At 41.5% G+C, this 24,957-nt stretch carries 23 protein-coding genes and 1 pseudogene; 22 read left to right on the top strand and 2 right to left on the bottom strand.

Annotated elements, in window-relative coordinates; genetic code table 11:
- The first annotated feature begins 299 nt into the window (after nucleotides 1–299).
- The 13 genes from Q7A53_RS09595 (at nucleotide 300) to Q7A53_RS09535 (ending at nucleotide 13,839) form a co-directional block, all read left to right on the top strand.
- Nucleotides 300–1,298: a TAXI family TRAP transporter solute-binding subunit gene (locus tag Q7A53_RS09595; protein ID WP_411788928.1), complete on the top strand. Its 999-nt coding sequence runs from the start codon at nucleotides 300–302 to the stop codon at nucleotides 1,296–1,298.
- A gap of 45 nt (nucleotides 1,299–1,343) precedes the next feature.
- Complete coding sequence (locus Q7A53_RS09590; protein WP_411788927.1) at nucleotides 1,344–1,835, top strand: DUF1850 domain-containing protein; 492 nt, start codon at nucleotides 1,344–1,346, stop codon at nucleotides 1,833–1,835.
- A gap of 4 nt (nucleotides 1,836–1,839) precedes the next feature.
- Nucleotides 1,840–4,008 (top strand): TRAP transporter permease, encoded by a 2,169-nt coding sequence (locus Q7A53_RS09585; RefSeq protein ID WP_411788926.1) that lies wholly within the window; start codon nucleotides 1,840–1,842, stop codon nucleotides 4,006–4,008.
- A 30-nt stretch (nucleotides 4,009–4,038) separates the two neighbouring features.
- Nucleotides 4,039–4,908 (top strand): fumarylacetoacetate hydrolase family protein, encoded by an 870-nt coding sequence (locus Q7A53_RS09580; RefSeq protein ID WP_411788925.1) that lies wholly within the window; start codon nucleotides 4,039–4,041, stop codon nucleotides 4,906–4,908.
- Between the two features lie 16 nt (nucleotides 4,909–4,924).
- Nucleotides 4,925–5,716 carry an SDR family oxidoreductase gene (locus tag Q7A53_RS09575; protein ID WP_411788924.1) on the top strand — a complete coding sequence of 264 codons (792 nt, stop codon included), beginning with the start codon at nucleotides 4,925–4,927 and terminating at the stop codon, nucleotides 5,714–5,716.
- 350 nt (nucleotides 5,717–6,066) lie between these two features.
- Nucleotides 6,067–6,960, top strand: coding sequence for an NAD-dependent epimerase/dehydratase family protein (locus Q7A53_RS09570; protein ID WP_411788923.1), 894 nt, complete (start codon nucleotides 6,067–6,069; stop codon nucleotides 6,958–6,960).
- Between the two features lie 57 nt (nucleotides 6,961–7,017).
- Nucleotides 7,018–8,061: an N-acetylneuraminate synthase family protein gene (locus tag Q7A53_RS09565; RefSeq protein ID WP_411788922.1), complete on the top strand. Its 1,044-nt coding sequence runs from the start codon at nucleotides 7,018–7,020 to the stop codon at nucleotides 8,059–8,061.
- 890 nt (nucleotides 8,062–8,951) lie between these two features.
- Nucleotides 8,952–9,803 carry a DUF1206 domain-containing protein gene (locus tag Q7A53_RS09560; protein WP_411788921.1) on the top strand — a complete coding sequence of 284 codons (852 nt, stop codon included), beginning with the start codon at nucleotides 8,952–8,954 and terminating at the stop codon, nucleotides 9,801–9,803.
- Nucleotides 9,804–9,866: 63 nt separating this feature from the next.
- Nucleotides 9,867–10,754 (top strand): diacylglycerol/lipid kinase family protein, encoded by an 888-nt coding sequence (locus tag Q7A53_RS09555; RefSeq protein ID WP_411788920.1) that lies wholly within the window; start codon nucleotides 9,867–9,869, stop codon nucleotides 10,752–10,754.
- A gap of 60 nt (nucleotides 10,755–10,814) precedes the next feature.
- Nucleotides 10,815–11,321 (top strand): GNAT family N-acetyltransferase, encoded by a 507-nt coding sequence (locus tag Q7A53_RS09550; protein WP_411788919.1) that lies wholly within the window; start codon nucleotides 10,815–10,817, stop codon nucleotides 11,319–11,321.
- A gap of 46 nt (nucleotides 11,322–11,367) precedes the next feature.
- Complete coding sequence (locus Q7A53_RS09545; RefSeq protein ID WP_411788918.1) at nucleotides 11,368–11,907, top strand: GNAT family N-acetyltransferase; 540 nt, start codon at nucleotides 11,368–11,370, stop codon at nucleotides 11,905–11,907.
- Nucleotides 11,908–11,943: 36 nt separating this feature from the next.
- On the top strand, nucleotides 11,944–12,381 hold the full coding sequence (locus tag Q7A53_RS09540) for a GNAT family N-acetyltransferase (RefSeq protein WP_411788917.1): 438 nt from the start codon (nucleotides 11,944–11,946) through the stop codon (nucleotides 12,379–12,381).
- A 138-nt stretch (nucleotides 12,382–12,519) separates the two neighbouring features.
- The gene (locus Q7A53_RS09535) at nucleotides 12,520–13,839 is read left to right on the top strand and encodes a cell wall-binding repeat-containing protein (RefSeq protein ID WP_411788916.1); all 1,320 of its coding nucleotides are present in this window, start codon (nucleotides 12,520–12,522) and stop codon (nucleotides 13,837–13,839) included.
- A 92-nt stretch (nucleotides 13,840–13,931) separates the two neighbouring features.
- On the opposite strand, the gene Q7A53_RS09530 is transcribed toward Q7A53_RS09535, so the two are convergent.
- The gene (locus Q7A53_RS09530) at nucleotides 13,932–14,294 is read right to left on the bottom strand and encodes a winged helix-turn-helix transcriptional regulator (protein WP_411788915.1); all 363 of its coding nucleotides are present in this window, start codon (nucleotides 14,292–14,294) and stop codon (nucleotides 13,932–13,934) included.
- A 320-nt stretch (nucleotides 14,295–14,614) separates the two neighbouring features.
- Here Q7A53_RS09530 and Q7A53_RS09525 point away from each other — a divergent pair, with 320 nt between their 5' ends.
- The gene (locus Q7A53_RS09525; RefSeq protein WP_411788914.1) at nucleotides 14,615–15,817 is read left to right on the top strand and encodes an MFS transporter; all 1,203 of its coding nucleotides are present in this window, start codon (nucleotides 14,615–14,617) and stop codon (nucleotides 15,815–15,817) included.
- A 139-nt stretch (nucleotides 15,818–15,956) separates the two neighbouring features.
- Here the strand turns inward: Q7A53_RS09525 and Q7A53_RS09520 are convergent, their stop codons facing one another.
- Nucleotides 15,957–16,424 carry an Lrp/AsnC family transcriptional regulator gene (locus Q7A53_RS09520; protein ID WP_411788913.1) on the bottom strand — a complete coding sequence of 156 codons (468 nt, stop codon included), beginning with the start codon at nucleotides 16,422–16,424 and terminating at the stop codon, nucleotides 15,957–15,959.
- 321 nt (nucleotides 16,425–16,745) lie between these two features.
- Here Q7A53_RS09520 and nikB point away from each other — a divergent pair, with 321 nt between their 5' ends.
- The 8 genes and pseudogenes from nikB (at nucleotide 16,746) to Q7A53_RS09480 (ending at nucleotide 24,951) form a co-directional block, all read left to right on the top strand.
- A complete protein-coding gene (gene nikB / locus Q7A53_RS09515) occupies nucleotides 16,746–17,687 on the top strand; it encodes a nickel ABC transporter permease (RefSeq protein WP_411788912.1) in 942 nt (313 codons plus the stop codon).
- Between the two features lie 50 nt (nucleotides 17,688–17,737).
- Nucleotides 17,738–18,614 (top strand): annotated as a pseudogene (locus Q7A53_RS09510) (ABC transporter permease).
- Between the two features lie 20 nt (nucleotides 18,615–18,634).
- Nucleotides 18,635–20,179, top strand: a complete 1,545-nt coding sequence (locus Q7A53_RS09505) for a glutathione ABC transporter substrate-binding protein (RefSeq protein WP_411788911.1) — start codon at nucleotides 18,635–18,637, stop codon at nucleotides 20,177–20,179.
- 7 nt (nucleotides 20,180–20,186) lie between these two features.
- On the top strand, nucleotides 20,187–21,194 hold the full coding sequence (locus tag Q7A53_RS09500; protein WP_411788910.1) for an ABC transporter ATP-binding protein: 1,008 nt from the start codon (nucleotides 20,187–20,189) through the stop codon (nucleotides 21,192–21,194).
- A complete protein-coding gene (locus Q7A53_RS09495; RefSeq protein WP_411788909.1) occupies nucleotides 21,166–22,140 on the top strand; it encodes an ABC transporter ATP-binding protein in 975 nt (324 codons plus the stop codon). Before Q7A53_RS09500 ends, Q7A53_RS09495 begins: the two co-directional genes overlap by 29 nt.
- A 125-nt stretch (nucleotides 22,141–22,265) precedes the next feature.
- Nucleotides 22,266–23,810, top strand: coding sequence for a gamma-glutamyltransferase family protein (locus Q7A53_RS09490; RefSeq protein ID WP_411788952.1), 1,545 nt, complete (start codon nucleotides 22,266–22,268; stop codon nucleotides 23,808–23,810).
- A gap of 38 nt (nucleotides 23,811–23,848) precedes the next feature.
- A complete protein-coding gene (locus Q7A53_RS09485; RefSeq protein WP_411788908.1) occupies nucleotides 23,849–24,424 on the top strand; it encodes a chromate transporter in 576 nt (191 codons plus the stop codon).
- Nucleotides 24,421–24,951 (top strand): chromate transporter, encoded by a 531-nt coding sequence (locus Q7A53_RS09480; RefSeq protein ID WP_411788907.1) that lies wholly within the window; start codon nucleotides 24,421–24,423, stop codon nucleotides 24,949–24,951. The genes Q7A53_RS09485 and Q7A53_RS09480 overlap by 4 nt, the downstream gene beginning before the upstream one ends.
- Nucleotides 24,952–24,957: the final 6 nt, after the last annotated feature.

Below are 24,957 nucleotides of genomic sequence, written 5' to 3'. Positions count from 1 at the left end.
TTACTTGCCTGGAAGAGAGCTTTTTTATAGTCTGGGAAAGTATGGAGATATATGGGTATGGGTAGCTTTTGGCGGTGTGATGCTACATTCAGCTTAAGCGCTTAGCCCTGCGAGGACATAAGTTACATAAACGAAGTGGATAAAATTTGATCTATTTCGTCGCTTGTCGGTGGTTAACAGAAGTTTGCGATGTTGTTATGACCAAAAAGACCAAAATGTCCAATATGTTCTTAATATTCAAAAAATAATATGAAAGCGTTAACATGTAAAAAGATCAACTTTGATTGGGAGGCGTACATATGAAAAAGATTTTTATACTGTTAGCTATGATTATTTTTACTATTGGATTAACTGCATGCGGTAATGAAGAAAAGTCAGGAGGTTCTGGCGGGGGATCCGGTGGTTCTGATTCTAAATCGATTGTATTAGGAACAGGGGGAACATCTGGAACTTATTATCCGATCGGAGGAGCACTTAAGCCCATTTTCGAAGAAAGTGACCTTGTTGGCAATGTAACGGTAGAATCAACAGGAGCTTCCGTTGCTAATATCCAGAATATTGAAGATGGGTTAAACCAAATGGCTATTGTCATGAGTGATGTAGCTTATGATGCGATTAATGGAGAAGGTCAGTTTAAAGGGAAGAAAGCCGATGTCCAGGCGGTAGCAGGGATGTATCAAAATGTAGTCCAAGTGGTGGCATTAAAGGACAGCGGAATTACTTCCATTGAAGATTTGAAAGGGAAAAAAGTAGGTGTTGGTAAAGTAGGTTCAGGAGTAGAACAAAGTGCCAAAAAAGTGTTAGGGGCAGTAGATTTAACGTATGATGATCTATCGAAAGTGACTCATACTGGTTATGCCGATAGTGTCCAGGAGATGAAGAATGGGAACTTAGATGCTGCTTTCTTCACTTCAGGTGTTCCAAATAGTAATATCACTGATTTAATGCAGCAAACAGATATCAATTTTGTACAGATTAAGGGAGATGTCGCCAGCAAGCTAATGGATAAATACCCTTTCTATAAGAAATATACCATCGAATCCGGTGACAAAGCTCGCTATAATCTTGACGAAGAAGTACAAACAGTTGGTATTCAGAATATGATTATCGTTTCCACGGATTTAAGTGAAGATATGGTTTACGATTTGACTAAACGCTATTATGAATACCTTGGTTCAGACAGTGTATCAGTAGGAGCACTCAAGCAGCTTGATCGAGATGAAATTGCCAAAGGGCTTATTGCCCCACTTCACCCAGGAGCTAAGAAATTTTATGAAGAAAAAGGCATTGCAAAGTAATAGACCAAGGAGAAAAGGGCATCACTTTGGTGCCCTTTTTCACATATGAGCAAGAAGAAATTACTTATAGCTGCTGTTTGCGTTGGACTTCTTGTTGGTTTGTTTTTCATTTCTATCCCTGCAGTAACCATTACTGCCCAGGGGAAGAGGGTGAAAGTTCTCTTCTATAAGGACCATACAAATTTCTCTATTCGCTGGCGTCATTCTGTGGAGAAGGAAGACTGGGAAGAAATATTTGCTGTTTCGAATGGCACAATTAAAATTGATTCTACTCGTTTTAAAACGTTTGGAGCAGGCGTTCCGAGTCATGCAGGGAAGAACACTTATATTAAGGACGGCTGGGTATATATGACAGGAATTGACCGAGTCATCGGTAAAGAACTTGTAATCGGAACGGGCTTGGATACGAGGCATCGATTCATTCATAATGGGAGCGCTTTTCCATTTAATAAAAAAGAAACAGCTTACACTATAAAGTTGGAAAGATTAACTGTCTATCAAAGCATTAACTATTATTTGGATCATTTAATGAGGTGAGAAAATGGGGAAGAAAACGATGAGCGAGGTTGAAGACTATGATCGAGAAAGTTCGACGAGAGGAAACTATGCTAAGCCGATAGCTGTTTTCATTTCACTATTGGCGATATCATTATCTTTATTTCACTTATATACGTCCTATGCGGGTTCTCTAGTGGATATTAAACAGAGGAGCATTCATTTATTTACGTTGATGAGTCTAGGTTTTATCATGTATCCGTTTATGAAACAGAGGAAAAAGGGGGGAATCCCCTTTTATGACTATCTAACCGCAGGACTTTCTATTTTTGTTGGAATTTATATGATCGTCACGGCGGAAAGAATCATTCAATCCGGCGGCCAAATAAACAATATGGATTTCTATGTTGGTATACTAGCGATTTTATTATTGTTTGATATTACAAGGAGGGTGACCGGCTGGGGATTAACCTTATTAGGGGGAGGTTTTCTAGTCTATGGATTCTATGTGAAACTTTCCATTTATCCTCAATTAACTCCTGCTGTCGTTACTAGTGTCGCAAAACAGATTGTTTCTCAACTCGTATTTATCACAGAAGGAATATTGGGAACAGCGATTGGAGTTTCGGCGAGTTACATTATTTTATTTATCTTATTTGGTGCCTTTCTATCACGTTCAGGTATGGGAAAGCTATTCAATGATCTAGCTTTAGCGGTTGCCGGTCACACTAAAGGCGGACCAGCTAAAGTAGCCGTGATTGCCAGTGGCTTTTTAGGATCCATTAATGGGTCAGCGATTGCAAATGTGGTAACGACTGGTGCTTTTACGATTCCTTTAATGAAAAAGATCGGCTACAAAAAGGATTTTGCCGGAGCAGTTGAATCTGCCGCGAGTGTTGGGGGCCAAATTCTACCTCCGATCATGGGGGCGGCTGCCTTTATTATGGCAGAAAATTTGAACATCCCTTACACTCAAGTGATCTTAGCAGGCATTATCCCGGCTTTATTGTTTTATGTAGGGATTTTATTACAAGTGCATTTCCGAGCAGCGAAAAGGGGACTTAAAGGGCTTCCGAAAAGTGAACTGCCATCATTAAAATCCGTATTGGCGGAAAGAGGCCATTTAATTATTCCCATGATCATTTTGTTATTTCTTTTATTTTCTGGTAAAACTCCATTTTATGCGGCGTTTTGGTCCATTATTGCTACGGTTGTCATTTCAGGATCCAAACAAATGCTGCCTATCATATCAGCAATTTCTTTGTTCCTGATTTTCCAGCCTCAAGTGATGAGTATGATCAGTGGAAGCCCTATTCCTAACGTACGTTCGGACTGGTGGCAACTATTGTTAATAATCGTCGTTCCTCTGATCATTAATCTTTGGAGAAAGAAGTTGAATTTAAAAGCAGAAGAAATGGGAGTCAAAGAATGTTTAGACGCCCTGGAAGACGGAGCGAAAACAACCGTACCAGTAGCGATTGCATGTGGAGCGGTAGGGATCATTGTCGGGATTGCTTCCCTGACGGGTGTAGCGCTGGAGATTGCAAATAGCATCGTTAGTATCGGTGATGCTATGAACAGTCCATTACTTCAGCTAGTCATCACGCTTTTCTTAACGATGATTACCTCAATCATTCTAGGTATGGGACTTCCGAGTATACCTACTTATATTATTACGAGTACAATGGCAGCTCCTATTCTATTGCAGCTTCCTTTGTATAGAGATATGGCTGGATCTACAGAAACAGCGACTTTTATCGCTCATATGTTTGTCTTCTACTTCGGCATTTTTGCAAATATAACTCCACCGGTGGCTCTAGCTGCGTTTGCAGGTGCAGGTATAGCAGGTGGAAGTCCGAATAAAACAGGGTTCCAAGCCATGAGACTTGCGATCGCCGGGTTTATTGTTCCTTTCATGTTTGTATTCTCTCATGAAATGCTTATGATTGATGCCACCGTAATCAATGTCTTAATTATTACCATCACATCTTTAATTGGTGTATTTTTGTTATCTATTATGACAGAAGGATATTTCCTGAAGGATGTAGCTGGCTGGATGCGTGTATTATCAGGAATTGCAGCCTTGCTATTAATTTATCCAGGTTTAACGACGGACTTCATTGGTCTAATCGTATTTGTTTTTATTTTGGTTACGAATCTAAAGAACTCTGGGGGAGTATCAGAGGAGCAATCTCCCAAATATTCCACGAAGTAAATAGGGGATAAGAAGAAAGGGGAGGGGAGCATGAAGCTTGTTACGATTAAGCATGAGGGCAGCAATCTAGCTGCTATCCACATAGATAAGAAATACTTAACCTTGAGATCCTTGAACACGATCTTTCACACGGATTGGCCAGAGGATTTATTTCAACTGATTCACCCTGAGAACTTTTCATCATTTCAAACATGGTGGAATAAATCAAAAGGAGAAGCGGGGTTCGAAGACCATTATCTCTCTGAAGAAGGGATAGAGTGTCTGCCTCTTTACAGAAATCCTAGAAAAATTTGGGGGATTGGTTTAAATTATCAAGACCATGCGTCCGATTTAAATGAGAAAGCACCGCAAACAGAACCAGCCAGCTTTATGAAGCCGGATACAACGATCATTGGATACGAGGACACCGTCATAATTCCCAAGCAGTCAGAGAGAACAACGGCAGAAGCAGAACTTGGCATTGTGATAGGAAAAAAGTGCAAGGATGTGTCCATAGAAGAAGCAAAGGAAGTCATTGCAGGGTATACGCCGGTCATAGATATGACTGCAGAAGATATATTACAGCGTAATCCACGCTATTTAACGAGGTCCAAAAGTTTTGATACCTTCTTTAGTTTTGGTCCGCAGCTACTCACACCGGACGAAATAGAAGATGTATTGGAATTAAATGTTTCTACAAAAATTAACGGGCAAATTCACAGGAAAAACGTAGTTAAAAACATGACATTCAATCCATACGATTTAATTTCTTTTCATTCTAAAGTGATGACACTTCTGCCAGGCGACATTATTTCGACAGGAACTCCTGGAGCGGTAGTGATTAAACATGGAGATCAAGTGGGTTGTCAGATTGATGGTTTTACGAGCTTGAAGAATAGAGTGAAAGATGTAAAAGTCTAAAAGGAGAGATATAGATATGGATCTTCAGTTAAAAGGTAAATCAGTGGTTGTAACGGCTGCAAGTAAAGGGCTTGGCAAAGCGACGGCACTGGAGTTTGCAAAAGAAGGGGCATATGTCCTGATTTCGAGCCGAAGTGAGCGGGATTTGCAGGCGGCAGTGGAAGAGATTAAGGAACATAGTGGAAATGAAAGGGTTGACTATACTGTCTGCGATATGACGAAACCTAAACAAATTACACAGCTTGCAGAAAAAGCTTTGGAATGGAATGGGACCATTGATGTGCTCATTAACAATGCAGGAGGACCTCCAGCGGGGGTGTTTGACGATTTCAACGATGAGGATTGGCAGCAAGCGTTTGAACTTAATTTGTTAAGCTTTATTCGTACAATTAGAGCGGTGCTGCCATCGATGAAAGAACAAAAGGAGGGCAGGATTCTGAACATTGCCTCCTCCTCCATTAAGCAGAGTTTAGATAACCTCATTCTCTCTAATACTTTCCGTGCTGGGATTGTAGGCCTTTCCAAAAGTTTATCTCAAGAGCTTGCGCCGGAAAATATTTTAATTAATACAGTTGGTCCTGGACGAATTGCGACGGACCGCGTAGCTCAATTGGATGAGAAAAGAGCCGGGAAACTTGGTCTATCTGTAGAAGAATTAAAAGAAAAAACGGAAAAGAATATTCCTATGCGCAGGTACGGTGAACCGGAAGAATTTGCGAAAACCTTGGTTTTTCTTGCCTCTAGTCAGAACACTTATTTAACAGGACAAGCCCTTGTTGTTGATGGAGGTTTGGTTAAAGCATTGTAGTAAGTCATGAATGTTATTAGAAATTGTTTATTCTAGAGTAAGAGAGTTTCTCTTAGTCCTTGCTCTCATAAGGAATAACGAATACTCCTAAAATATCTCCTATCACATTGAAATGGATAGGAGATATTTTATGCCAGCATATTAGTTCGTCAAAATGTTTATTATCATCAGATGGAAGATTAATACAGTTAAGGGACCGATATAGAAACATTTCCATCTACGTTTATAAATAAGTTGTAATAAGAGAAAAAAGGAATGAATACCATAATAAAGTTGAATCAAAGCCATGACCGAGTTCAATGGACACTGCTTCTGTCCTTAAAAAATTATTGTTAAAAGAGGGGAGTCACATGAAGAAGGTATTAGTATTAGGCGGTACAAGATTTTTCGGAAAACAACTAGTCTTTAAGCTTCTAGGCGAGGGGCACCACGTCACGTTAGCTACCCGTGGTTTGACCAAAGATCCATTTGGCAGCCAAGTACAAAGGCTAGTCATCGACCGGAAGGAGAAACGCACTTTAGTAAAGGCGTTTAAAAATAAGCGCTGGGACCTTGTTTATGACCAATCCTGCTTCTCCTCGCAGGAAGCGCTGGATACAGTTGAAGCGCTAAGGGGTAAAGTCAAGCGCTACATTTTCACCTCCTCTCAGGCAGTTTATGACTTTGGAACAAATCATAAAGAAGAAGAGTTTGATCCACTCCATTATTCGGCTTCACAAGACCACATACCTGAAACAATGAAATATAAAAGATATCAAGAAGGCAAAAGAACTGCAGAACAAGTTCTTTTTAAAGATGATGATTTTGATGTTACCGCTATTCGTTTTCCCATAGTAGTGGGGGAAGACGATCATACGGAAAGGTTGAAGTTTCATGTTAAGAGAATCTTAAATCATTGGCCAATAGGAATCGAAAGAAAAGAATTACGTTACAGTTTTATCTCTTCAGACGAAGCGGCAGATTTCTTATTTAAGATAGGGGCATCATCTTTTATTGGAGCGATTAATCCAGGATGCAGGGAGGACCTGTCACTAGCTGGACTCATTCATAAAATTGAAGCTTTTACGGGAATGCAGGCGAACGTGACCAATGAAATCACAGAAGATAATAAATGTGTATACGAGCTTGAAGGATCTTGTTCCATTAATACAGATCGAGCGGCCTGGCATGGTTTTACCTTTTCAAGCATAGATCAAACTTTTGATCCTCTAATAAAATATTATTGTAATCAAATAAATGGGTAAATATCTTCTGCTTTCTTTTGGAAGCTTAGAAAGTATGAACTAATGGGAGGGGAAAGAATGGATCAATCAGTGGTGATCAATGGTGCAGAGTTAGGAAAAGCACGCACTTACATTATTGCTGAGGCCGCCTCTAATCATGACGGAGACCTGAATAAAGCTAAACAATTAATTAAATCTGCTGCAGAAGCCGGGGCGGATGCGGTCAAATTTCAGGCATTTAAAGCGGATAGCCATTATTCCAAATTTACCCCTGACTTTACTTATTTAAAAAAGCACCGAACCTCCACCTATCAACTTATCAAATCCTTAGAACTAAATAGAAACTGGCTGTCTGAACTCATGAAATATGCGGAGTCTCAAGGGATTACTTTGCTATGTACGGCGTGTGATTATGAAGCCGTCGACCTACTCGCTAATCTGAATATTTCTGCCTTTAAGCTGGCTTCGTTTGATTTTCCGGACCTTCAATTAATTAAGTATATTGCTAAGAAAGGTAAACCGATTATCCTTTCCACAGGGATGGCTGATTACTCTGACATTCAAGCGGCAGTAAATGCTTGTAGGAAGGAAGAGAATAACCAAATCGTTCTGCTGCAATGTACTTCTCTTTATCCTTCACCCGCAGAGTTATCCAATTTGCAAGCGATGAAAACGATGCATCAAGCATTTGGCTGTCTTGTTGGCTATTCAGATCATACTCTTGGAGATCATATTCCGATTGCCTCTGTAGCAATGGGAAGTTGTTTAGTTGAGAAGCATTTTACTTTGGATAAGACTCTTCCGGGACCGGATCATCAATTTGCTCTCGAACCTCATGAATTAAAAGCGATGATTGAAAAGATAAGAGAAGTAGAGAAAGGCATGGGTACGGGAATGAAAAACGGTCCTCATGATCAAGAGAAAGAGATGTTTGCAAAAGGAAGAAGAAGCCTCCACACAACTAGAGTGCTGAAACCTGGAGATGTTATCCAGCCTAATGATTTATGTATTAAACGGCCGGGATTCGGAATTCTTCCCCAGTTTTATGAGCAGATCATTGGGATGACAGTGAAGAAGAGAGTTAGTGAGGATTATTGGGTGAAATGGGAGGATTTTAAATAGCAGGGCTCGGAAGTAGGAGGTGTGATGGACTGTACGCTTCCCTCTAATTTGAAGGCAGACTTTACATTCTCACCTTGTTCATTGTGCCATCTTCACTGGCACAATTTACTTTTAGATAAAAAAATCCTAACATCACTTCAGTAGATGTTAGGAAAAAGAATGTAAACAACTTAGGTGACCCAACCACGTAAGAATCATCTATGATCTTACATTTTTAAATAACCAGTACCTCATAGAAGGATCATTCTTCAGAGAATTCGTTTCCTTCTTCTTATGGTTAAGCCTAATTTTAATTCTATTCTATTACATCATGTCCGGCTGGTTTACTGTTACACGGAAGGCTGCCTTTTTTGAGGAAACTAATGGATTCTTTCAGGTCAGGCCCTTATCCTGAATACTTTTTAGTAAATACAGCCATCATACATGTAGTTGAAATCAGACGGCTAGAGCTTAATTGACGGGCATCATAATCATTCTTACACGGAGTATGTGTTCCCGTTTTAAGACACTCGCCTTTGTTCGTTTGGAAACGAACCCGCTATGGTTGAGTCACCTAAGTTGTTTCTTGTGTTTAATTATTTGAATTTTCTATCTATTTGTATTATAACACGTTTGCTCGCAGGGTACTAGATATTTTCACGATCTTTGCAGAATTTTAGAACGGTTTAAAGGTTGTCGGGAGGAATACTCAAATGACTGGAGGGATTCATTCATGTAGAATGGGTACGATTTTAAGAGAGTTTCTCAATCCTATCACTAATAGAAACGGGAGTGATTTTCCTCTAAAGATTATTCTTCCATAATTTATTTCCAAGCTTTTAGTTTCTCTTTACTGGAAAATGGGAATCTTCTACAAGAACACATTTTATTTCATTGAAAAGAGGGATGGTATGGATACAACAAGATCTGCTTCACGACAGGCCAAAGATGCGAAAGAAGAAATGAAGCCGTGGATCCGTCGTTCGGCAAGAGTGGGATATATGGCTAAAGGGGTCGTTTATGCCCTGGTAGGCATCCTTGCCTTTATGGCAGCTATTGGAGCAGCGGGGGGAAAGACTACCGGGACTTCAGGAATGCTTCACTCTGTAGCTAAAGCTCCCTTTGGTAATATCTTATTGTGGCTGATTGGTATTGGATTAATTTTTTATATTATTTGGGTATTTATTAAAGCCATTAAGGATCCTAAGAATGTGGGCACGGGTGCCAAGGGAATTATTTCTAGAATTGGTTTTTTTGTGAGTGGTATTATTTATGGGGCTCTTGCCTTCAAAGCGATGAAAATTGCTATGCATGCAGGGAGCGGCGGTGGAGGTTCTAAGAAAACTTTCTCTGCGAAGCTGCTTTCTCACTCTTATGGTCCCTGGGTCATTGGTGCGGTTGGAGTTATTATTATTGGATACGGGATTTATGAATTATACAGCGGACTTAGTCAGAGCTTTATGGATAAATTCCTTACCGGAGAAATGGATGATCATGAACGGAGAATTGCAAAAAACTCTGGAACGATGGGACTTACCGCCCGCGGGGTTGTGTTAGGTATGATCGGATTTTTCTTTATTGAGACGGCGGTTACTCATGACCCGGACAAAACTAGAGGGCTGGACGGCGCCTTATCTGAGTTGATCCAAAAGCCTTTTGGACACTGGCTGCTGGGGATCGTTGCGATCGGACTTATTTTATATGGGATTTATCAAATTACACGCGGACGCTATGAGCACATGAGCTTTGGAAAGTACAGCTGACACAAGGTTTAGTAAGAATCGAGGATTTTAGTTTTTGGACTCTTGTACAGGAGGAATATTGCTATGAAGCGAGCCATGTTAATTATCAATCCGTCTTCAGGAAAAGAAAAAGCGCTGGACTATGAAGAGGATGCAGTCGGAATCCTCGGGAAGGATCATGATCTGGTAATGGTCAAATATACAGAAAAGCAGGGAGATGCGATTCGCTTTGCTGCTGAAGCTTGGGAGAGTCGTGTGGACACTCTCGTTTCTATGGGAGGAGACGGAACGATTAATGAAAGCATTAATGGGCTCGCTGAAAAAGGAAATACTCCCAATTTCGGCTTTATCCCTTTAGGAACGGTAAACGATTTTGCAAGAGCCCTCCATATTCCGAAGCGAACTCCTGATGCGCTTAAAGTACTGAGCGAGCAACATACTGTACCTGTAGATATTGGGAAAATTAATGACCAATATTTTATGAATGTTTTAGCAGTAGGAGCGATCGCTGAAGCTGTGTATGAAGTAAGCCCTAAAGAAAAGTCTAAATTCGGTCCGATGGCTTATTTAATTGAAGGGGCGAAGGCATTTAAAGAAGAAACCCCCTTTGACCTCCATTTAGAGTATGACGGAAAGGATTGGGAAGGCGAAGCTTATTTAATGCTGGTGGCCATGACCAATTCGGTTGGCGGAATTGAATCGTTTGCTGAAGAAGCGGAAGTGAACGATGGCGTTTTTCATATCTTTATTTTGAAAGAATTGGCGCTGCCGAAAGTATTTAAAATTATTCCAGATCTCTTTCAAGGGAAATTGCAGAGTAACGAACAAATTGAATACTTGCAAGCTTCTCATTTAAAAGTAGAATCCAATATGGATTTAGTTGTTAACATTGATGGAGATGAAGGCATCAAGTTACCGTTTGAAGCGCAGGTACTGCACAATGAATTGAATGTTTTTGTCCCGGAAGAGTAGGCAGCCCCTGCTCTTTTTTTGTATGATTAAAATTAACACTATCCCATAAAGGAGATCATAATGAAATTAGAGACGAATCGATTGTATTTCCGTGATTATGAAGGTAAGGATAAAGCATTACTTCAGTCCATGTTGACGGACCAGGATATGGTTCGTTTTATTGGAGATGGGAGGATAAAAGATAGTCAGGAAACTAGGGATTTTCTGAACAGAATTTATCAAACTTATGAACAGAATCCAGAGTATGGTTTGAAAGTTCTTGTTCGAAAAGAGGATCAGACAGCCATTGGCCATGCTGGAATCATTCCACAGTTTGTAGACCATAGGGAAGAGCTGGAAATCGGTTATTGGATCTCCCGTCCCTATTGGCGCAGCGGTTATGCATCAGAAGCTGCAGAGGCGTTAAAGCAGTATGCCTTTCAACACGACATTACAAACCGGCTGATCGCATTGATTCAGCCTGGAAATACGGGCTCGATTAAGGTAGCTGAGAAAATAGGAATGAGTTTAGAGAAGGAAGTTATTTATAAAAGTAAAAAAGTCTACGTTTACATGAATCGTACATAAGACTGGGAACATTCATTAATGGCAGTATAAGCAAGGAGGTTAGAGAATGATTGAACTGAAATATTTTGACCGGTCTGCCTTTCAACAACTCATTCAATGGATTGATTCTCCAGAGTTTCTGCTGCAGTGGGGTGGACCTCAATTTGAATTTCCATTAGATGAAGAACAACTGGAAGTCTATTTGAAGGGGGCGAATACTAACGAGTCTGATTCATTAATTTACAGTGTCTTTCTAGACGAACCAGGAGAACTGATTGGACATATCTCACTCGGGAAGATTGATAGAAATCATAAGTCTGCTAGAGTTGGTAAGGTTCTCGTAGGGGCAGAAGAAGTTAGAGGACAGGGAATTGGGCAGAAAATGATCGAAGAAATTTTAAAAATTGCTTTTGATGAACTTGATCTGCACCGCGTTAGTCTTAATGTCTTTGATTTTAACTATGCTGCTATTTCTTGTTATGAAAAATCTGGGTTTACTAAAGAAGGTCTCCTAAAAGATGCAAGAAAGGTCGGTCATCACTACTGGAGTTTATGGGAAATGGCTATCTTAGAACATGAATGGGCGGAAAGAAAGTCTTCCCGATGAATGATCATAAAACGAAATACAAATGGAGGGTGAGGTATGGATTCTCTTAAAATTGCAGAACTTCAGTCCCATGATGAAATCTTGCTAGCTTTTCCCGTGATGAGCCAGCTGCGTCCACATTTGAATGAATCTACTTACTTGGATCTAGTCACGGAGGCAAAACAAAGGGATATGTACAAGCTGTTTGCGTTATATGATCAGCAAGAGATTGTCGCGGTGACTGGTTTCAAACCTATGATCACCTTGTATTATGGAAGGTTTGTTTGGGTTTGTGATCTAGTAACCAGTGAACGAAAACGCTCCTCTGGTTATGGTGAGAAGCTATTAACCTTTGTACATAAGTGGGCGGAAGAAAACGGATACGAAAGTGTGGCGTTGTCTTCGGGATTGAATCGGAGCGAAGCTCATCGCTTCTACGAAGAGAAAATGGATTACGATAAAGTAAGTTATGTATTCAAGCATCTATTAGAGTAGCTGGTAAAACTCTATATCTTCTGATCATGGATCATAAATAACGACAGGTACTAAAAACAGGTAAATCAGTCGATCCCAAAATTGAAAAATTGTGGTAATCTACTAAATAATTACAACTTTTTACAAGGGTGGGAGTGTATGAAAAGAGTTTTAAGTGTTGTTGTCGTTGCTTTATTTTCTGTTTTTATATTCTGCCAAATTAGTAACCATGTTTCTGCTGCCAGCGGTTCGGAACGAATTAAAGGAGATAATCGTTATGAAACGGCGATAGCGATTTCGAAAAAAGGGTGGCCAAATGGCCTTACCAGCAGCGAGAAGGCTGTCATACTGGCACGAGGGGATAATCCTGCTGACGCTTTAGCTGCTGCAAGTTTAGCCGGAGTAAAAGATGCCCCTATATTATTAACAAATACGAACAGTCTCCCGCCAGAAGTGCTGAAAGAGATCCAAAGGCTTGGAACAAAGAAAATTTATATTCTTGGCGGACCGAATGCGATTACTCATCATGTAGTTCTTCAATTGAGTAACAGAGGGATTGACTTGAAAAGAGTAAGTGGAAAGGATCGTTTTGCAACAGCTGCTGCTATAAATAACGAAGCAGGGACATCAAATAAATCCGAGGCCATTGTAGTAAATGGATATACGGTTGCCGACGCTCTATCCGCGTCGAGTTATTCTGCTATCTATGAGATTCCCATTTACTTATCGGCTAAAGATAAAGTTCCCTCAAGCTTGCCAGGTCATGTGAAAAAGGTAACCATTTACGGAGGTGCCGGGGTTGTAAGTGAGAAAGTTTCTAATTATTTTAAAGGTAAAGGAATAGCAGTGAAACGGATCGCTGGGGACAATCGATACACCACGAACATCAAAGCGGCAAAGGATTTGAATAGTTCTAATGAGAATTTTCTACTAGTGAGAGGGACTTCTACGAATCAGGTTAAAGAAGATTATCCTGATGCAGTTGCTGCTTCAGGTTTAGCTAACCGACTAAATGCCAGGATTGTGTTATCTCATCCAACCAGAGTTATCAATGAAGTGAAAAATTATTTAACTACTCTAGATGGTAAAGGTTACGTTCTTGGAGGAAATAATGCGGTTTCACAGCAGGTAGTTTCGCAATTACTTAATATTCCTAGTGAGACGGGAACAACGGGAAAGCTTGATATCACGAAGCTTGACATCGTAGCAGAGAAAGTAACGATTAAAAATATGGATCAAAAGGATATTTCCATGGCAGGTTGGAAGCTGGTTAGTGTGGATGGTAACCAGACGTTTGATTTTCCATCCAATTTTGTTTTGAAAAAAGGGGCTAGTGTTACCATCACGTCCGGGAGAAATTCTTATGAAAGCCGGCCGAATGTTTTACAGTGGTCGAAGGCTTATCTGTGGGACAATAACGGAGATACAGCACGATTGTTTGACCCGCAAGGTAAAAAGGTTGATGAACTAAAAGGATAAAACCCATAATAATCACCTTAAACTATAATAATGCAGAAAAGCGCGCAGAGTGTATTTTAGCTCTGCGCGCTTTTTTTCTGTACTCCATCCTATTATATTTTCTCTAACTCTTCCGTATCCAGCAGCACGTCTTCTTTATTAGGATACGTGTTTTCAATATGCTGTTCTCCCCAGGCACAAAGACTATCTAAGATCTCTTTTAATGACCAGCCGTATTCCGTAAGCAAATACTCGACTTTAGGAGGAACCTGGTTATAGATGATTCGTTCTATCACGCCGTCTGCTTCTAATTCTCTTAATTGCTGAGTGAGCATTTTCTGAGTGATACCAGGCATTAATCTTTTTAATTCGCTTGTCCGGCGTTTGTTTTTTATTAAGTGGCATAGAATGACGACTTTCCACTTACCTCCGATAACTTCAAGTGCGGCTTCAACGGGGATGTTGTATTTTTTCATAGGCTGACGGCCTCCGTTCCCTTAAGGGTTATTTTAGCATGTATAGATTATAAAGTGATATATCGTCAATTACCATGCTTATTAATCTATCACTTGTTCAACGATTTGGCTAGTTTTTTAGTTCACCATAAAAAAGTGAAAATAATTCCTGCTCTTTAAAGACCGAAGGACTCCAAATGGTACTTATAAGTGCCTATAGCACATGAAAGTGCGTACTTCTCAAGCCTCTCATCTGGGCGCATAATCAACTATGAATTCTTTGAAAGTAAGAAAATGTTCTTCTTTCAAGGTGAAAAACTCAACAAAGGAGGAATTCTCTTATGAATTCATACGCTCAGACAACGACGACTAATCAGGAAAAAGGAAATAAGCTTGGGTTAATGGCTTTGGCGATAAGCGCTTTTGGTATTGGAACAACTGAATTTGTTCCAGTCGGACTGCTCTCATCTATTGCAGATGATTTAACGATTTCCATAACACTTGCCGGTTTGTTAATCTCTGGCTATGCGATTGGGGTAGCAGTAGGTGCTCCCATATTAACGGCGCTGACTAGTAAGATGAGCAGAAAGTCATTGTTAATGTCATTAATGGTTCTGTTTATCATTGGTAACTCTGTCGCTGCTTTATCGGGAAGTTTTGGTTTGCTGCTTACCGCCCGGATCATTACGGCGTTCTCTCACGGAATATTCTTTTCGATTGGTTCTACTATTGCGGCCGATCTCGTGCCATCTCATAAACGGGCAAGCGCAATTGCGTTTATGTTTACAGGATTAACAGTGGCCACAGTGACAGGAGTTCCACTGGGGACTTTTATCGGTCAATCATTCGGGTGGAGAGCCACCTTCTGGGGAGTAGCTGTACTTGGCATCATAGGAATAATTGCCAGTGCCCTGCTTGTTCCTAAGGATTTAAAGGAAGCCCCTCCGGCGAAATTCAGTGAACAGCTCAAGATTATGAAGAACGGAAAACTGTTGCTGGCTTTTGCAATTACTGCTTTGGGTTATGGAGGTACCTTTGTAGCCTTTACGTATTTAACCCCTTTATTGGAGGAAGTGACGGGCTTTAGTTCCAAATGGGTAAGTGTAATCCTGCTCGTGTACGGTTTAGCAGTAGCGGCGGGGAACGTGATAGGAGGAAAAGCCTCTGATAAACATCACCCATTAAAAGCCTTGTTCTGGATGTTTGTGTTACAAGCGGTCATTATATTCGCTCTTACATTTGCTGCACCTTTCAAAATCGCAGGGTTAGCTGTGATTACTCTTATGGGGTTATTTGCTTTTATGAATGTACCGGCGCTGCAAATTTTAGTGGTCCATTTAGCGGAAAAATATGTTCCTTCCGCTGTGAATGTTGCTTCTGCTTTAAACATTGCTGCTTTTAATATTGGCATTGCTATAGGATCCTTTGTGGGAGGAATCATTGTGGATCATATGGGTCTTATTCATACTCCATGGATCGGGGCAGTCATGGTATTCGGAGCTATTCTATTAACCGCTTGGTTACGTTCAATAGAAAAGGCCTAGATTTTAAGTGTGTGTTCATAGGACCAGAGCGGCCTATATTGAATTTCGAGTGATTTCAGGGGGATGTTCCTTTAGATGATCTCAAAAAGAAATAGATACAAAAAAGGACAAGGTCCCCATTCATGCGGACCTTGTCCTTTTATAATTTTAAACCGCTGCGGCTTTTAAACCTTCGCAGCAGAGTATGGCTTTCGACCCGGGTAATGCCTTCTAGAGCATACAATTCTGTATTAATGAATGATTCGAGATCTTTAAAATCATCTACCAGGACGTGCATGTGCAGAGTGCTCGGTCCGGTCATTTGGTAACAGCTGGCCACATAGGGATTGTTAGCTAAGTTTTCAGCTACTTCCACAAGTGAACGAGGTTCACAGTCTACTTCAAAAAATGCGGAAACTTGCTTGCCCACTTTCTCACTATTAATGACTGCGGTAAATTTTTCAATGACTCCGCAATCAATTAATTGATTCACCCTGGAGCGAACGGCGACGCGTGATAATCCCAATTCTTTGCCGATTTCTGTATAGGACATGCGGCCATCCTCGATCAGTAATTCTAGAATCCTTTTATCCATATCATCTATCTTTGATTTCTCATGTTCCTGCATATAGATCCCCCTTAAAAAAGTGGCTGCGTTCAGGACTTTCTTATCATAGCGATTCGTCAAGATTTTAGCACTTTTACAGTCGTGATTCAAATAAGAACGCTGAATTGTAAGAAAATAACGAAAAATAAAAATATTTTATCGAAAAGGGTTTAAATTTTTGGAATATTGCATTATAATCTACAACTATACAAATGACGATTGTTAATCAAAAATGTTTTTTTAATTAACAATCGTTTGGTATATCTTAGTATATACTGTTTTTAGTTAAATAAAAGAATTGATTCAATTCCGGGTTAATTCATGAGGGAGGAGGTTGATCAGATGGTTGGGTTAGTTTCCAAACGGTTCATTCAGCTGCTGCTTTTACTTATTGGAATATCGTTTCTTGTCTTTATGAGCATGTATATTGCGCCAGGGGATCCTGCCACTATTATTGGTGGTCCGACAGCAACTGAATCGGATTTGGCTGCTATTCGAATCGAATTAGGATTAGATAAACCCGTACTCGTGCAATATTTTGATTACATAGGAGGTGTGCTGCAAGGGGACTTGGGTTATTCTTTTCAAAACAATCAACCGGTCGCAGATGCTATAGCTGCTCGATTTCCGCAAACCTTAAATCTAGCGATTGCAAGTATGGTGGTAGCGGTCGTTATTGGAGTTCCAGCAGGAATTATTTCTGCCATTAAACAAAATTCCTGGTTTGATTTTTCTAGTACGACGATTGCTTTAGCAGGGATCTCTATTCCAAACTTTTGGCTGGGTGCCATGTTAATTTTAATTTTTTCGGTAAATCTTCAGTGGCTTCCTGTTGGGGGGCTGAGTGCTCCTTTCTGGACTATAGAAGGGATCAAGCAATTAATCCTTCCAGCTATTACGTTAGGAACCGCTTCTGCAGCCATGATCGCTCGCATGAGCAGGTCGGCGATGCTTGAAGTCATTCGGGCCGATTATATTAGAACGGCACGAGCAAAAGGGGTGAAAAGAAAAACCGTCATATGGGTCCATGCATTAAGAAATGCCATGATCCCTGTCATTACCGTCATTGGTTTGAATTTTGGTTTCTTACTTGGAGGCACCATCATTACGGAACAGGTTTTTGCTATCAATGGGGTAGGCAGGTTAATGATCGATGCCATTGCTGCTCGCGACTTTCCTGTAGTTCAAGGTACCGTGCTCTTAGTGGCCACCCTGTTTGTGGTAGTGAATTTATTCGTTGATATTATCTATGCATTTGTTGATCCGCGCATCAATTATGACTAGATGGGAGAGGTTGGGAAGTGGCAAGTTCTAGTTCGATTTCAAACGAGCACATCAATTCTAGATCTAATGGAAAATCGAAAGAGAGAGTAGTATTTACTACATTCAAGCGATTGATAAAAGAACAAACTGGCTGTGTTTGGATTACTTGTGATAGTTATACAAATGATTATGGCTGTGTTTGCTCCGTGGTTTGCCGCTTATGACCCTGTGAAACAAGACCTGGCTCATGCAGAACTTGGGGTAGGGGCCGAGGGACATTGGCTGGGCACAGATAACTATGGACGAGACGTTTGGTCGCGGCTTGTATTTGGAGCAAGGATTTCATTGATTGTCGGGATGGGGTCGGTAATCATCGGATTACTGGGCGGCATTACTCTCGGCTTATTATCTGGGTATTATCGAAAGCTCGACGCCATTATTATGAGAATTGTCGATTTGTTATTTGCTTTCCCTGGTATTCTTCTCGCTATGCTGATCATTGCCATGCTTGGCACAAATTTAATGAATGTGGTGATAGCGATCAGTATTTGGTCGATCCCAACCTGCGCCAGAATCGTAAGAGGCAGTGTCCTTTCAGTGAAAAATCAGGAGTACATCCTAGCAATGAGGTCACTAGGAGCAAGTAATACCCGCATTCTATTAAAGCACATTCTTCCTAATTGCACAGCGCCTATCATTGTGTTTGCTACGATGCGCATGGCAACCGCAATTCTATCTACGGCAGCACTCAGTTTTCTGGGTTTAGGGGCACAGCCGCCTACTCCTGAATGGGGAGCCATGATTGCTGCAGGGCAGGATTTTATGTTTACTTCACCGCATATGACGATTATTCCCGGGATAGCGATTATGCTCGTTGTATTTGCCTTCAACGTAGTAGGGGATGGGTTAAGAGATGCTTTAGATCCAAATATGGAATTGGAAAATTAATATAATGGAGGAGATTATTCATGAAGAAATGTAAAATCATCTGGTTATCGATCATTTTTTTCGCTGCCTTTGCTTTAGCGGGTTGTAGTAATAGTTCTTCAACGGATGAAAGCGCGTCAGGAGATGCCAATGCACAACAGGACCTTACATATGCCACTACTTCAGATGTTGTAGGGTTATCTCCAATAGACACCAATGACTCCGTTTCTTCCGCTATGATCGAACAAGTCTATGAAACTTTATTTACAAGAGACCCTGAGACCATGGAGATCAAACCGCTCCTGGCGGAATCCTATGAAAATCCAGATGATAAAACATGGATCATTCACTTGAAGAAAGATATCAAGTTTCACGATGGGACCCCTTTTAACGCGGAGGCAGTAAAATACACATTTGAACAATTTAAGAGTAAAGACCGGGCAGCCCCACGTGCCTCATTGTTAGAACCTGTTGAATCTATTGAAGTAAAAGATGAAAATACGGTCGTTCTAAAAACCGCCAAGCCTTATGGACCCCTGTTAGCTGCTTTGTGCCATACGAATGCCTCTATAGTTAGTCCAAAAGCTGACAAAGCAGGAGATTTGAATAAAAACCCTGTCGGTACCGGTCCGTTTGTTTTTGAAGAATGGGTACAAGGAGATCATGTTTCCTTGAAGAAAAATGAGGATTACTGGCAGGGAGCTCCGAAACTGGACAAGGTAACGATGAAAGTGGTCCCTGAATATTCAACAGCGGTTTCTATGCTGCAAACAGGGGAGGTTCAATTTATTGATGCCATTCCGACTGAACAACTTCCAAGATTGAAATCAATTGATAGTGTGGAGATCCAGCAAAAAGAAGGAACGCCTGTTTATTATCTAGGTTTTAATATGAATAAAGCTCCTTTTAACGATCTTAAATTCCGTAAAGCCGTTTCCTATGCGATTGATAGAGAAGCATATGTTAAACAGTTAAAAGGATTAGGAATTAAGAACGAAAGCATCATCGGTCCGAAGGTTTTTGGTTACGAAGAAGGAGCTGCTGATGCAGGATACAGTTATGATCCAGAAAAAGCGAAACAAATGCTGAAAGACAATGGCTACGAAGGGCAGAAATTAACGTTGCTAGCTGCTAATCGAGACAGCTACATGAAAATGGCAGAAATTGTCCAGTCCCAGCTTGCTGAAGCAGGACTGAAGGTAGAAATTGAGACCATGGAATGGGGTACATTTCTTGATACAACTGCCAAGGGAGATTTTGATATGACCTTCCTAGGCTGGTCAAACAGTACTGCTGATGGAAGTGAACTGCTTTATCCGAACTTGCATTCTGATAACATTGGCTCCTCTAACCGCATGTCCTATAACAACAGTGAATTCGATAAACTTGTAGATGCTTCCCGCGTAACTGTGGATCAGGATGTTCGTAAAGAAAAATTAAATGAAGCAAATTTGATGGCCGTGAAAGATGCCGTCTGGGTTCCCATGCATCATGGTGTCGTTACGGCCGCTTATGATAAATCAGTTAAAGGGATCCAGATTGATCCAACTGGACAATGGTCGCTTTATAACGTTCATAGAGAGTAGGGGTAACATGGAAAAACAGTTATTAAACGTTCATAACTTAGTAACTTCTTTCCGGACAGCAGAAGGCAGACTTTCTGCTGTCCGGGGAGTTTCCTTTTCTGTAGATCAGCAAGAAACTCTTTGTATCGTCGGGGAATCGGGATGCGGAAAAAGTATTACGACCTTATCAGTTTTGCAGCTTCTTCCAAGTAATGGAGAAATCACCGCAGGGTCGATTACTTTCAAAGGAGAAGAACTGACTACGAAGAAAGAAGAGCAAATGAGAAAGCTGCGAGGCAATGATATCTCGATGATATTTCAAGAGCCCATGACAGCTCTGAATCCCGTCTTTACCATTGGCTATCAGTTGAAGGAACCCCTAAAGCTTCATACGAAATTAAATAAAACGGAAACGAGAAATAGAGCGATTGAATTGCTTCAGCAGGTTGGGATTCCAAACTCAGAAAAAAGACTCAAACAGTATCCCCACGAATTAAGCGGGGGAATGAGGCAGCGTGTAATGATTGCCATAGCGCTTGCCTGTAATCCGGCCTTATTAATTGCCGATGAACCGACAACAGCGTTGGATGTTACGATTCAAGCACAAATATTGGATTTAATTGATGACTTAAAGGCAGAATTAGGCATGGGCGTCGTTATGGTTACACATGACATGGGAGTGGTAGCAGAAGTGGCGGACAGAGTGATGGTTATGTATGCCGGCAACGTTGTAGAAACAGGAACCGTAGAAGAAATTTTCTCAAATCCACAGCATCCCTATACACAAGGACTGTTAGCATCTGTTCCCAATGTAGATGATGCCAGTCAAAAGCTAGAGGCTATCCCTGGGTCACTTCCTAATTTAAGTGAAAAAATTGAAGGGTGCAGATTTCACCCCAGATGTCCATATGCGATGGAAAAATGTATGGAACAAGAGCCTCCATCTTTCAAAATATCCGACCACCATCAGTCTAAATGCTGGCTGCAAGAAGAGGAGGTAAACTCTCATGACCGTAAACACAGAGCCTATTCTTGAAATGAATGAAGTGAAGAAATATTTCCCTGTAAAAAGCAGCTTTTTCAAGAAAACCATATCCAATGTCCAGGCCGTAGAAAATGTAACAGTGGATGTGATGGAGGGAGAAACATTAGGCGTTGTAGGAGAATCAGGCTGCGGCAAGTCAACTTTAGGAAGAACAATCCTCGGGCTGGAAAAATTGACGGAAGGGTCGATCAAATTTCGTGGTGAAGAAATCGGAGGCCTTTCAGAACGGCAATTTAAAAAATACAAAAAAGAGATGCAAATGATTTTCCAAGATCCTTATGCCTCTCTTAACCCCAGGCAGCGTATTGGTGATGCTCTTGAAGAAGCTTTTATAATCCATACGTCTATAAGCAGAAAAGAGCGGAGACAAAGGGTCAAAGAACTGCTTGTGGAAGTGGGTTTAAAAGAAGATCATATGGATCGTTATCCCCATGAATTCAGCGGCGGCCAGCGGCAGAGGATCGGAATTGCAAGGGCAATTTCATTAAATCCTTCCTTAATCGTCTGCGATGAAGCGGTCTCCGCACTAGATGTGTCAGTTCAGGCGCAGATCATCCAGTTATTGAAACAATTACAGCAGTCTCACCAGTTAACTTATTTATTTATTGCTCACGACTTAGGGGTGGTCCGCCACATTTGTAATCGAGTCCTGGTGATGTATTTAGGGGCGACAGCGGAACTGGCCCCTACGGAAGAAATATTTTCAAACCCTTTGCATCCCTATACAAAAGCTTTGTTATCAGCGATTCCTCGGCCAATTCCGGGCAGAAGAAAAGAAAGGATCCGATTAGAGGGGGAACTTCCTAATCCAGCCGATTATCCTAACGGTTGTCCCTTTCATACACGCTGCCCTCTTGCCCATGAACGCTGCAGAGTAGAACGACCTGCGTGGAGAGAAGTTAAGACCAATCATTATGTTGCCTGTCACGAAGTTTAATCACATTTATATAGTGAGGCAGTTTATAATTTTAAGGGAAAAGGAGCTGAATGGCATTGAATCATTTAGACTACTTATATTATCCGTACGAAACGACTAGGCAGACAACGATTGCCCGCAATGGAATGGTAGCAGCTTCTCAACCCCTGGCTGCGCAAGCAGGACTATCCATATTGCAGCAAGGCGGGAATGCAATTGATGCGGCAATTGCTGCAGCAGCGACACTGACGGTCGTGGAACCGACCTCGAATGGCATAGGAGGAGATGCTTTTGCCCTGGTATGGGTGAAGGATAAACTGTATGGATTGAACGGAAGCGGTCATTCTCCCGCTTCGCTTTCTATTGAAGAACTGAAAAAACGCGGCCACAGTGAAATACCGACTTATGGATTTACACCTGTGACAGTCCCTGGTGCCCCAGGAGCTTGGGCGGAATTATCACGTCGATTTGGAAAGCTGCCTCTTAAAGATGTACTTGCTCCGGCGATCCAGTATGCTGAGGAAGGTTTTCCTATCTCGCCAGTCCTGGGTAAGTTCTGGTCAGCGGCAGCAGAGAAATTTAAACACCTGCTTAAGGGAGATGAATTTAACCACTGGTTCGAAACATTTGCTCCAGAAGGTCGTGCTCCGGCTATTGGGGAAGTTTGGTCTTCTAAGGGACATGCGGAAACTTTACGGAAAATTGCAGATACTAATGCAGAGACCTTTTATCATGGCGAGATTGCCGATGAAATAGACAACTTTTCAAAAGAGTATGGGGGATTCATTCGTAAAAGCGACCTGGAAAATTATCATCCTGAATGGGTCGATCCGATTTCGGTTGATTACCGTGGTTATGATGTATGGGAAATCCCTCCGAACGGTCAGGGGATTGTGGCGTTATCGGCTTTGAATATTTTAAAAGGTTTCGACCTGAAAGAAAAAGAAGCAGTCGACACGTATCATAAGCAGATGGAAGCCATGAAATTAGCGTTTGCGGATGGTCATAAATTTGTGGCAGACGATGCCTATATGGATGTTTCGTGTGATGATTTACTAAGTGAAGAATATGCAGAGCTAAGGCGGTCATTAATTACTGATCAAGCGATGCAGCCAGAAGCGGGCACACCGCCTAAGGGAGGTACGGTTTATCTAGCTGCTGCAGATAAAGACGGAAATATGGTCTCCTTTATCCAGAGTAATTATATGGGATTTGGTTCTGGATTAGTGGTTCCGGGAACGGGGATTGCTCTTCAAAATCGGGGACACAATTTCTCTCTGGAAGAAGGCCACGTTAATTCACTGGCAGGAAATAAACGGTCTTACCATACGATTATTCCAGGATTTTTAACCAAAGATAATAAACCTATAGGTCCCTTTGGAGTAATGGGAGGATTTATGCAGCCCCAGGGACACGTGCAGGTAGTCATGAACACGATTGATTTTCATTTAAACCCTCAAGCAACACTGGACTCACCTAGATGGCAATGGATGAAGGATCGTACCGTCTGGGTTGAACCCAATTTCCCAGCTCATGTTGCAGAAGCACTGAAAAGAAAAGGTCACCACATTGAAGTTCAATTGGAGACGGGGGCATTCGGCCGAGGACAGATCATTTGGCGCGATTACGAAACTGGTACTCTGTACGGAGGGACGGAATCAAGAACAGATGGTACGATCTCTGCTTATTAGGGAATAAGAGGGAGGAGAAGGAAAGGAGCTGATGGATCATGCAACAGTGGAACCTCTTTATAGCCTTTTTTCGAGTGGGGATGCTTGGTTATGGCGGCGGACCTTCATCCATACCATTAGTACATAAGGAAGTAGTGGATAAGTATCAGTGGTTATCAGATGACGAATTTGGAGATATCCTGGCTCTAGGGAATTCCCTGCCAGGTCCTATCGCTACCAAGATGGCGGGGTATATTGGTTATCGTGTGTCAGGATTATTAGGGATGATGAATGCAGTGTTAGCTACCATTATCCCTACGATAGTGATTATGATTGTCCTCATAACTTCTTTGAACTCTTTCCGCGACCAGCCATGGGTAAACGGGATGACTCATGCAGTGGTGCCCGTTGTAGGGGTTATGCTTGCTAAACTTACGTATGATTTCATTAAAAAGTCAAAAATAAATTTAGGATGGCCAGTTACTTTATTGATTGGGGCCGGATCATTAGTATTAATAGAATGGCTTGGTCTCCATCCTGGACTCATCATATTGGCACTGCTTGTGTATGCCCTTGTGAAACCGATGAGCCAGAAAGAAGCTGGACCTCTTAAAGGGCAGGAGCAATCCTCATGATCTTTTGGAAAATCTTCGTTGCGTTCTTCATTCCCGGAATTATCGGATATGGCGGCGGCCCAGCCTCAATCCCTTTAGTTGAAAATGAAGTCGTGGACCGGTTTCATTGGATGAATGTGACAGAATTTAGTGAAATGCTCGCCATGGCAAACGCTCTGCCAGGGCCAATCGCCACTAAAATGGCAGGCTTTATTGGCTATCAGCAGGGAGGTTACCTTGGGACATTTGTGGGGGTGTTCGCCACGGTCGCCCCATCGCTTATTTTAATGATTCTGCTCCTTAGTCTGCTTTACAAATTTAAAGATTCACCACGGGTGAAGACGATGACCAACCTCATTCGGCCTGCCATTGCTATCCTACTCGGTATCATGGCCTGGCAGTTTTTCAGGAACTCTTATGAAGCGGCCGGCCTATTTCAAACCCTTGGATTAATAGCAGTAAGCCTCCTGTTATTAGAAAAAGTGAAGCTGCATCCGGCTTTTGTGATATTAGGATCTCTCATTTATGGGGCGATTTTTCTGGGGTAGGATAGA

Origin of the sequence: Halobacillus rhizosphaerae (assembly GCF_046719735.1) — a bacterium.
Classification (GTDB): domain Bacteria; phylum Bacillota; class Bacilli; order Bacillales; family Halobacillaceae; genus Halobacillus_B; species Halobacillus_B rhizosphaerae.
The sequence above is the reverse complement of the archived record's forward strand: the minus strand, read 5'-3'. Positions and strand labels throughout refer to the sequence as shown.

What these genes read in the sequence shown, in the direction of transcription:
- Q7A53_RS09595 (WP_411788928.1), top strand. Translation starts at nt 300, where the DNA reads ATGAAAAAGATTTTTATACTGTTAGCTATGATTATTTTTACTATTGGA.
- Q7A53_RS09590 (WP_411788927.1), top strand. Translation starts at nt 1,344, where the DNA reads ATGAGCAAGAAGAAATTACTTATAGCTGCTGTTTGCGTTGGACTTCTT.
- Q7A53_RS09585 (WP_411788926.1), top strand. Translation starts at nt 1,840, where the DNA reads ATGGGGAAGAAAACGATGAGCGAGGTTGAAGACTATGATCGAGAAAGT.
- Q7A53_RS09580 (WP_411788925.1), top strand. Translation starts at nt 4,039, where the DNA reads ATGAAGCTTGTTACGATTAAGCATGAGGGCAGCAATCTAGCTGCTATC.
- Q7A53_RS09575 (WP_411788924.1), top strand. Translation starts at nt 4,925, where the DNA reads ATGGATCTTCAGTTAAAAGGTAAATCAGTGGTTGTAACGGCTGCAAGT.
- Q7A53_RS09570 (WP_411788923.1), top strand. Translation starts at nt 6,067, where the DNA reads ATGAAGAAGGTATTAGTATTAGGCGGTACAAGATTTTTCGGAAAACAA.
- Q7A53_RS09565 (WP_411788922.1), top strand. Translation starts at nt 7,018, where the DNA reads ATGGATCAATCAGTGGTGATCAATGGTGCAGAGTTAGGAAAAGCACGC.
- Q7A53_RS09560 (WP_411788921.1), top strand. Translation starts at nt 8,952, where the DNA reads ATGGATACAACAAGATCTGCTTCACGACAGGCCAAAGATGCGAAAGAA.
- Q7A53_RS09555 (WP_411788920.1), top strand. Translation starts at nt 9,867, where the DNA reads ATGAAGCGAGCCATGTTAATTATCAATCCGTCTTCAGGAAAAGAAAAA.
- Q7A53_RS09550 (WP_411788919.1), top strand. Translation starts at nt 10,815, where the DNA reads ATGAAATTAGAGACGAATCGATTGTATTTCCGTGATTATGAAGGTAAG.
- Q7A53_RS09545 (WP_411788918.1), top strand. Translation starts at nt 11,368, where the DNA reads ATGATTGAACTGAAATATTTTGACCGGTCTGCCTTTCAACAACTCATT.
- Q7A53_RS09540 (WP_411788917.1), top strand. Translation starts at nt 11,944, where the DNA reads ATGGATTCTCTTAAAATTGCAGAACTTCAGTCCCATGATGAAATCTTG.
- Q7A53_RS09535 (WP_411788916.1), top strand. Translation starts at nt 12,520, where the DNA reads ATGAAAAGAGTTTTAAGTGTTGTTGTCGTTGCTTTATTTTCTGTTTTT.
- Q7A53_RS09530 (WP_411788915.1), bottom strand. Translation starts at nt 14,294, where the DNA reads ATGAAAAAATACAACATCCCCGTTGAAGCCGCACTTGAAGTTATCGGA.
- Q7A53_RS09525 (WP_411788914.1), top strand. Translation starts at nt 14,615, where the DNA reads ATGAATTCATACGCTCAGACAACGACGACTAATCAGGAAAAAGGAAAT.
- Q7A53_RS09520 (WP_411788913.1), bottom strand. Translation starts at nt 16,424, where the DNA reads ATGCAGGAACATGAGAAATCAAAGATAGATGATATGGATAAAAGGATT.
- nikB (WP_411788912.1), top strand. Translation starts at nt 16,746, where the DNA reads ATGGTTGGGTTAGTTTCCAAACGGTTCATTCAGCTGCTGCTTTTACTT.
- Q7A53_RS09505 (WP_411788911.1), top strand. Translation starts at nt 18,635, where the DNA reads ATGAAGAAATGTAAAATCATCTGGTTATCGATCATTTTTTTCGCTGCC.
- Q7A53_RS09500 (WP_411788910.1), top strand. Translation starts at nt 20,187, where the DNA reads ATGGAAAAACAGTTATTAAACGTTCATAACTTAGTAACTTCTTTCCGG.
- Q7A53_RS09495 (WP_411788909.1), top strand. Translation starts at nt 21,166, where the DNA reads ATGACCGTAAACACAGAGCCTATTCTTGAAATGAATGAAGTGAAGAAA.
- Q7A53_RS09490 (WP_411788952.1), top strand. Translation starts at nt 22,266, where the DNA reads ATGGTAGCAGCTTCTCAACCCCTGGCTGCGCAAGCAGGACTATCCATA.
- Q7A53_RS09485 (WP_411788908.1), top strand. Translation starts at nt 23,849, where the DNA reads ATGCAACAGTGGAACCTCTTTATAGCCTTTTTTCGAGTGGGGATGCTT.
- Q7A53_RS09480 (WP_411788907.1), top strand. Translation starts at nt 24,421, where the DNA reads ATGATCTTTTGGAAAATCTTCGTTGCGTTCTTCATTCCCGGAATTATC.